Source organism: Pseudomonas sp. UBA6699 (genome assembly GCF_002454615.1).
Classification (GTDB): domain Bacteria; phylum Pseudomonadota; class Gammaproteobacteria; order Pseudomonadales; family Pseudomonadaceae; genus Aquipseudomonas; species Aquipseudomonas juntendi.
Map to the genome: position 1 here is coordinate 1 of NZ_DKJF01000037.1, position 7,879 is coordinate 7,879.

At 64.7% G+C, this 7,879-nt stretch carries 7 protein-coding genes; 2 read left to right on the forward strand and 5 right to left on the reverse strand.

Annotation, left to right across the window (positions count from 1 at the left end):
- Window positions 1–132 precede the first annotated feature (132 nt).
- Entirely contained in the window at window positions 133–1,041 is a 909-nt protein-coding gene (locus B3361_RS07395) for a LysR family transcriptional regulator (protein ID WP_009685043.1), read from the reverse strand.
- Window positions 1,042–1,311: 270 nt separating this feature from the next.
- Between B3361_RS07395 and B3361_RS07400 the strand changes: the two genes are divergently transcribed.
- Window positions 1,312–1,758, forward strand: a complete 447-nt coding sequence (locus B3361_RS07400; RefSeq protein ID WP_054906227.1) for a universal stress protein — start codon at window positions 1,312–1,314, stop codon at window positions 1,756–1,758.
- Between the two features lie 182 nt (window positions 1,759–1,940).
- Here B3361_RS07400 and B3361_RS07405 read toward each other — a convergent pair whose 3' ends face one another.
- From B3361_RS07405 to B3361_RS07420, 4 genes are read right to left on the reverse strand one after another with little or no spacing between them, the layout of a single operon-like run.
- A complete protein-coding gene (locus B3361_RS07405) occupies window positions 1,941–2,801 on the reverse strand; it encodes an HlyD family secretion protein (RefSeq protein WP_054906228.1) in 861 nt (286 codons plus the stop codon).
- A 10-nt stretch (window positions 2,802–2,811) separates the two neighbouring features.
- Window positions 2,812–3,012: a DUF1656 domain-containing protein gene (locus tag B3361_RS07410; RefSeq protein WP_009685040.1), complete on the reverse strand. Its 201-nt coding sequence runs from the start codon at window positions 3,010–3,012 to the stop codon at window positions 2,812–2,814.
- A gap of 4 nt (window positions 3,013–3,016) precedes the next feature.
- Window positions 3,017–5,194, reverse strand: coding sequence for an FUSC family protein (locus B3361_RS07415; RefSeq protein ID WP_009685039.1), 2,178 nt, complete (start codon window positions 5,192–5,194; stop codon window positions 3,017–3,019).
- Entirely contained in the window at window positions 5,191–6,711 is a 1,521-nt protein-coding gene (locus B3361_RS07420) for an efflux transporter outer membrane subunit (RefSeq protein ID WP_054906229.1), read from the reverse strand. Before B3361_RS07420 ends, B3361_RS07415 begins: the two co-directional genes overlap by 4 nt.
- Window positions 6,712–6,902: 191 nt before the next feature.
- Here B3361_RS07420 and B3361_RS07425 point away from each other — a divergent pair, with 191 nt between their 5' ends.
- Window positions 6,903–7,850, forward strand: a complete 948-nt coding sequence (locus B3361_RS07425; RefSeq protein WP_054906230.1) for a LysR family transcriptional regulator — start codon at window positions 6,903–6,905, stop codon at window positions 7,848–7,850.
- Window positions 7,851–7,879: the final 29 nt, after the last annotated feature.

A 7,879-nucleotide genomic window follows, 5' to 3' on the forward strand; every position in this document is an offset into this window, starting at 1 on the left:
GCTCGCGATTGCGCCGCGCGGGCGGCGCTCGATCTCACAGGCGCTGAAGATGCTCGGCTAGCCTTGCCAGAAACCATAGAATCTCCCACAGACTGGAAGCTGGCTTGCCAGCGATGAGGCCCTTACAGGCAATCAAGGATCAACACTGCAGCAAGCCTTCAAGGTCTGCCGCAACCACCTATGTGCAGGGTCGTTGTGAAACCGCGGGTGCCAGGCTTGCAGCACCGTCACCCGCTCCAGCGGTACCGGGATCTCGAACGATCGCAGTGGCAACCCGAGCTTGTGCACGCTGTTGAGGATATTCGCCGGCATCGGCAGGATCAGGTCCGAATCCGGTAGCGAGAACAGCGCCGAGTGAAAACTCGGGGTAATCAATGCCACCCGCCGTTGCACCTTGAAGTTGGCAAGCTCGACATCAATCGGCCCGTTGGCCCGGCCACGGCGGGATACGCTGATCTGTGGGTAACTGGCAAAGCTGGTCGGCGTGATCGGCTGCTCGAAGATCGGGTGGTCGCGCCGGGCCAAGCCTACATAGTAGGTCTGGAACAGGCTCTGCACCTTGATCTCCGGTCCCAGATCCACGGTCGAGCTGATGATCAGGTCGGTGCGCCCGTCGCGCAGCACGCTGTCGTCGTCACCGCCGGGGCTTTCCGGCACGAAGCGCAGCACCGTGCGCGGTGCCTGCTCGTGCATGCGGCGCAGCAGCTGGGCACCATACAGGGCGATGAACAGGTCATTGGTGCGAATGTTGAAGGCACGGTCGAGCTTGGGCAGGTCGACTTCATCGGCGCTGCGGAACACTTCGCCGGCCTGCTCCACCAGCGCCGCCACCTGCTCGCGCAAGGCCAGCGCCCGTGGCGTCGGCACCAGCCCACGGCCCGCGCGCACCAGGATCGGGTCGCCCAACGCATCGCGGATACGACTCAGGGTCCTGCTCATGGCCGCGGGGCTCAGGTTCATGCGCTGCGCCGCGCCGACCACACTGCCTTCGTCGAGCAGCGCATCGAGGGCGACGAGCAGGTTCATGTCCGGGAGTTGCATGGCCGTGTTCCATTACAGCAGGGGAGTGGCGATGGTAGCAGGTTGGCCGATTGCACCAGACGCAATGCGCTCGTACGTGGTGGGGTATTTATTCTGGACGGTGATTGGGTCATAACAGTTGCAGTGCCTGCACCGACCCTATCGCCGGCAAGCCGGCTCCCACAGGGATCCCACAATGCCCAAGGGATGTGTTGAACGAGTGGGAGCAGGGTTGGCCGGGATAGGGGCGGTGCAGGCAAATGACTAGCCAGCCAGAAGCAAGGATCCTGCATGTCCAGCCCCGTCCTGATCGCCATCGACGCCTCCCCCGCCGCCACTGCCCTGCTCACCCTCGCCCGCCGTTACTGTCGCCCCGGCGAACACGAATTGCACGTGCTGCTGGCCATCGACTCTACCTTCGCCGTGCACGAGCAACCCGCGCCCTACACCACCGAAGAGCTGGAGCAATACCCCGCCGCCTGCAAGGAACAGCACCAGGCCGACGACGCGGTGGCCAAGGCGGTAGGCGAGTTGCAACAGGCCGGCTTCGCCAGCCAGGGCTGCATGATCGCGGGGCAACCGGTCGAGGCGATCGTAGCCAAGGCGCAGGAACTGAACTGCGAACTGATCATCATGGGCCACCGCCACCTGTCACGGCTGGGCCGGTTGCTGGACCCATCGATCAGCGCGAAGGTGATCGACCGGGTGAAGGTGCCGGTATTGGTGGGGCCCGCCTGAACGCCAGGTTGTCGATGCTGGCAGGCGCACAGCGTACCCTGTGGGAGCGGGCGCGCCCGCGAACACCGGCGCAGCCGGTGCCAGCCACCGCGTTGGATTCTTGCCGGGCATGCCCGCCACCACAGGTCCAGCGCTGTATCTAAAGGCAGTGCAGTGACTGTGGGCCAGAATGGCGCCGCAGGTCACCCCTCGCTCGGCTTCACCACCACCGTACAAGTCGTCCCCGCCGCCAGCAAGAACCCGTCCGGCACTTCATCGATGTGAATGCGCACCGGCACCCGCTGCGCCAGGCGTACCCAGTTGAAAGTAGGGTTCACGTCGGCAATCAGCTCACGGCTTTGCGGGTTGTCGCGGTCGTAGATACCGCGGGCGATGCTCTCCACATGGCCCTTGATGCGCTCGCCGCTCATCATCTGCAGCTCGGCCTGGTCACCTACCTTCACATGCGGCAGCTTGGTCTCCTCGAAGAAGCCATACACCCAGAACGAGTTTTCATCGACCACTGCCATCACCGCTTCACCGGTACGCGCGTAATCGCCCCGGTGGATATTCAGGTTGGTCACGTAGCCGTCCACCGTGGCTACGATATGGGTGCGCTTGAGGTTCAACTCGGCTGCTGCCAGTTCAGCCTGGGCCTGCTGGTAGTCGGCCAGCGCCGAGTTGGCGATGTTACTGGCATCGTCACGGTTTTCCTTGGAGATCACCAGGTTGTCCATGTCGGCACGGCGCTTGGCGTTGACCTTGCGCATCTCCCAGGTGGCCTTGCGCGACGCGACCAGCGCCTTGGCCTGGTCGACAGCGAGCTGATAGTGCTCGGGGTCGATCTGGATCAACAGGTCGCCCTTCTTCACCCGCTGGTTGTCCTTGACCGGCACGTCCACCACATAGCCAGGCACGTCGGCGGCCACGTTGATGATATCGGCACGCACGCGGCCGTCACGGGTCCACGGCGTGGTCATGTAGTGCACCCACAACTGGCGACCGATGGCCACGGCAGCGACCAGCACCAGCAGGGTGGCGATCAGGCTGAAGAACTTTTTCATCGAAGGTTTCTCACCAGTAGACAGTAAGCGCCATGGCGCCGAACAGGCAGACGAACAGGCTCAGGCGCAGCAACGCCGGGTGCCAGAAGAAGCGGTAGCCATCATGGCTGGCGATGAACCGGTCCAGGCCCCAGGCCAGGCCCAGCGCAAACAGGAACATCAAGGTCATGGTGGGCATGTACACACCATGGAAGGCGATTTCGCGGGGCATGCTTTCACGCAGCATCTGGCAGTCCTTTCGCCGGCACCAGCGGCGACTGTGGGTCGAGCAGGGAAGAACGGATGAAGTGCAGGTAGCTTTGCGCACGGCGCAGCACCGAGGTATCGAAGTGCCGGGCGAATGGCTCGTCAGTGGCCTGCACCCGGGCAATGGCATGGTCCACTGCTACCAGCGCGCGTTCGTGGTTGCTGGCACTGGGCTGCAGAAACAGCCGTGCCAAGGCCCGGCCCATCACGCGGATGGCCTGGCGCCACGGTTGCGACTCGGCATACGCCGGGTGCACCGGCGCGCGGGCCTGCTCCTTGCGCAGCTCGATGACCGCGTGGCCGACCTCCAGTACGGTGAACATCCAGCCCATCAGCTCGCTCTGAACCTTCGGCTTGCCGGCTGCCAGGCCGTAGGCCTGGTGCAGCAGGTCGCGGGTGCGGCTTTCGAACGCCGTGCCGATGCCACGCAGGCGGCCGCTGATGGCAAACAACACCTGCTCGCGTAGCTCCTGCTCCAGGCGGCTCCACAACCAACGGCTGTTGGGTGGCAGGATGATCGCCCCGGCGGCGGCACACACGCACATGCCCAGAATCATGCCGATGTAGTCATTGATGAAGCTGTAGGGGTCGTACACGGTCAGGTTGTTGGGTACCGAGCCGATGGCGAAAAACACCAGCAGGCCGATGCCGTAGCCCGCGTAGGCCGGCCGTGACGAGAGAAACGCGCCGAGCACGAACACAGGCGCCAGCACCATGCACAGCAATGGGAACCCATCGATCCAGGGGAACACGAAGAAGGTCTCGAAGAAGCCGACCAAGGCCCCCAGCGCAGTGCCGCAGGCCATCTGGAACGACATGCGCTTTGGGTTGGGCGAGGCCGCCGACAAGCCCACGGTCACCGTGGCGATCAGGGTCATCATGGCGCCACTGGGCCAGTCGCTGAGCAGCCAGTAGCTGCCCAGCAGCAACAGCACCGCCGAGGCGCGCACACCCGCTGCCAACGACACCAGCCAGCTGGTCTGCGCCACATAGGGCTCGTCCCATTGCTCGCGCTCGTGCTTGTGCGCGGCCAGCGAGGCGTGGGTTTCGGCGTAGCTGAACATTTCGTCGATGAAGCGGTACAACAGCTCGAACACCGTGTGGAAGTCGAGCTGGTCGGCCGCGCTCGGCCCGGTTGCCAGGTAGTCGGCCCGCAGGCTACGCACCTGGGTTTGCAGGCCTTCCTTGTAGGCGCCCAGCTCCAGGGTCAGGCGCAGTGCATCGGCGTCGGTCAGCGCCCGGCCCACGTAAGGCTGCAACAGCTCCACCAAGGTGTTCAGGCCCGGCTCGATGGCGGTGACGATCTGCCGCGGGCCACGTGCACGCAGCCGCTCCAGCAGGCGGTGCAGGGCGTTGAAGCGTGTGGTGATGGCCATGAACTCGCTGTTCATCCGCACCAGCCGGCCACTGCGCCGGCGCATGTGCGGGTCTTCGAAGGCGGTGACGTTACGCAGGCTTTCCAGGCCCACCGCCTCGGCCACGAAGCGCACGTTGCTGCTCTCGAAGCGGTCACGCTGGCTGTCACCGCGCAAGGCCTCGACCACCACCCCGGCGAACACACCAAAGCGCTGGTACAGGGCGTTACGCATTGCGGCGCTGGCCGACTGCGGCAGGATCGCGGCACTGACGAAGGTCGACACCAGGATGCCCAGGGCAATTTCCAGCACTCGCCACACCGCCGCCATGAACGCCTGGTCGGGGTGCTGCAGCACCGGCAGGCCGATCATGGCCGCGGTGTAGCCGGCCAGCACGAAGCCATAGGCGCGGAAGGTGCGGTAGCGCATGGCACCGGCCGAGCACAGCCCAACCCACAGCGCCAGGCTGGGCAGGAACAGCTCGGTGTTCTGCGGAAAAATGGCAATCAACGCCACCATCATCGCCGAGCCGGCCAGGGTGCCGAGCACCCGGTAGAAGCTCTTGGCGAACACATGGCCGCTTTGCGGCTGCATGACGATGAACACGGTGATCATCGCCGTACGCGGTTGCGGCAGCTCCAGGCGCATGGCCAGCCACAGGGTAATGAACGCGGCTGCCAGTACCTTGAAGATGTAGACCCAGGTCACGCCATCGGTACGCGCCCAGGCGAAGAAGCCGCGACGCCATTCCAGGCTTTGCAGCCAGCGCACAGGCAAACTGGAAGTGCTCATTCAGCGTTGTCCGGCCGGGTATCGAAAATGGCCAGGGCCGCCGGGGTGTTCGGCGCAGCCTGGCGTTCTTCCTGGGGTACGTCCTGGCCAGCCTGCAGGCCACCGCCCAGCGCGGTGACCAGCTCGGCATGGGCGATCAGGCGTGCCGCCTGCACCTGCTGCTGCACCTGCTGCTGGCGGAACAGCAAGGTCTGCGCATTGAGCACGTTGAGGTAGTCGGTAAGGCCACGCTGGAAGGCGACCATGGCGATGTCGTAGGTTTTCTGCGCGGCGGCCACCGATTCAGCAGCGAAGTGCGACTGCTGCTGCATCGACTCGCGGCGGATCAACTGGTCGGAAATGTTCTTCAGCGCACCGACCACGGTCTGGTTGTAGCGCGCCACGGCCACGTCATAGCCAGCCGAGGCCACGCCCAGCTGCGAGCGCAGGCGCCCGCCGTCGAAGATCGGCAGGCTGATGGCCGGGCCAACGTTGTAGTTGAACTTGCGCCCGGTCAGGAATTCCAGCGGCCCGCCGCCCGTGGCCATGAAGCCCAGGCTGCCGACCAAGTCGACGTTGGGGAAGAAGCCGGCGTGCGCGACGTCGATGCCGCGTGCCTGCGCAGCCACCTGCCAGCGGCTGGCGACCACATCCGGGCGCTGGCCGACCAGTGCCGCAGGCAGGTTGGACGGCAGCTTCAGTGGTGCGGCCAGGGCCAGGGCCGGGCGCTGCAACTGCGCGCCCTCCCCCGGGCCTTTGCCGGCCAGGGCGGCCAGCTGGTTGCGGGCCAGGGCGATTTCTTCGTCGAGGCTATCGAGCTGGCGATGGGTTTCCGGCAGCGGCGCTTCGGCCTGGCTGACTTCGAAATGGGTGCCGATACCGGCCGCCAGGCGGCGCTTGGCCAAGGCCAGGATCTGTTCTTGCTGTGCCAGCTCGGCCTTGACGATATCGCGCTGGGCAAAGTGCAGGCTCAGCTGGATATAGGCACGCACCACGTTGTTCTGCAGCTCCAGCTGCGCCTGGCGCGCTTCAGCCACGCTCATGTGCGCCTGGTCCACGGCCTGTTCACTGGCGTTGCGTTCACGGCCCCACAAGTCCAGCGCGTAGCTCAAGCCAATGGCCGCGTTGTTGTCCCAGGTGTTGGCACCCGACAACGCGCCAGGCCCATAGAACTGGTCTTCAGGCCAGTTGTGGCGCTTGAGCGTGGCCTGGCCGTTGGCCTGGAGCTTTTCAGCCGACTCGACCACACCGGCCATGGCCTTGGCTTCACGCACCCGCGCGGCGGCCATGGCCAGGCTCGGGCTGCCGGCCACTGCCAGGGCAACCCAGCGGTCCAGTTGCGGGTCGCCATAGGCGTGCCACCACTGCTGGTCGGGCCAGTGCGCATCGCTTGCGGCTTCGCGAATGGCCGCGTCGGTGGTCAGGGTATTGGCTTGCAGCGTCTTGCTTTGCGGGGCGATGCCCCAGGTTCCGATACAGCCGCTCAAGGTGAGGGCAAGGGCACAGGCACTGAGCGTTCTGATGATGCGACGCGGCACAGCTGCGATTTCCCGAGGAAGAGGTGGAGGGGCCGAGCAATTCTAGGGGGCGGCAGCACTGGCGATAAGCGTAGATTCCTGCGAATCTTTGTTACCAAAATGGCGATAATCCGCCTTTGGTCGAAGGTAAGTTTTCATAACTTTTGCGTTGCTTCGTGACACAATTTTGTCCTCTACCTAGAGAGTGACCCATGGACACCCTGCAAAACATGCGTGCTTTCAGTTGCGTGGCGCAATTAGGCAGCTTCACGGCCGCTGCGGCGCAACTGGACACCACCACCGCGAACGTGTCGCGGGCGGTCTCCAACCTGGAAGCCCATCTGCAAACAAGGCTGCTCAACCGTACCACCCGCCGCATTGCGCTGACCGAGGCCGGCAAGCGCTACCTGATGCGCTGCGAACAGATTCTGACCTACGTCGAGGAAGCCGAGGCCGAGGCCAGCGACGCCCATGCGCGCCCCGCCGGGCAATTGAAGGTGCATTCGATGACCGGGGTGGGCCAGCATTTCGTGGTGGATGCGATTGCCCGCTACCGTGAATCGCACCCCGACGTGACCTTCGACCTGACCATGGCCAACCGCGTGCCCGACCTGCTTGACGAGGGCTATGACGTGTCCATCGTGCTGGCCACCGAGCTGCCGGACTCGGGGTTCGTTTCGCAGCGCCTGGGCATCACCTACAGCATCGTCTGCGCGTCGCCGACCTACATCGCCCGCCATGGCCTGCCGCACAAACCTGCCGACCTGCTCAAGCACGCCTGCCTGCGCATGGTCAGCCCGGTGATCCCGCTGGAAAAGTGGCTGTTCGATGGCCCGGAAGGCCAGGAGATGGTCAACATCACCAGCTCACCGTTCATGGTCAACACCGCCGACGCCATGAAGACCGCGATCCGCAGCGGCATGGGCGTAGGCGTGCTGCCGATTTATTCGGCCATCGATGGCCTGCGCGACGGCAGCCTGGTGCGGGTGCTGCCCGAGTACCGCCTGCAGGAACTGAACCTGTACGCCATCTACCCGTCGCGCCAGTATCTGGATGCCAAGATCAAGACCTGGGTCGAATACCTGCGCAACTCGCTGCCGGAAATTCTTGCCGCGCATGAGGCCGACCTGAAAACCCATCAGGTGCTGATCGCCGACTGAGGGCAGCTGCAAGTAGCAAGTAGCAAGTA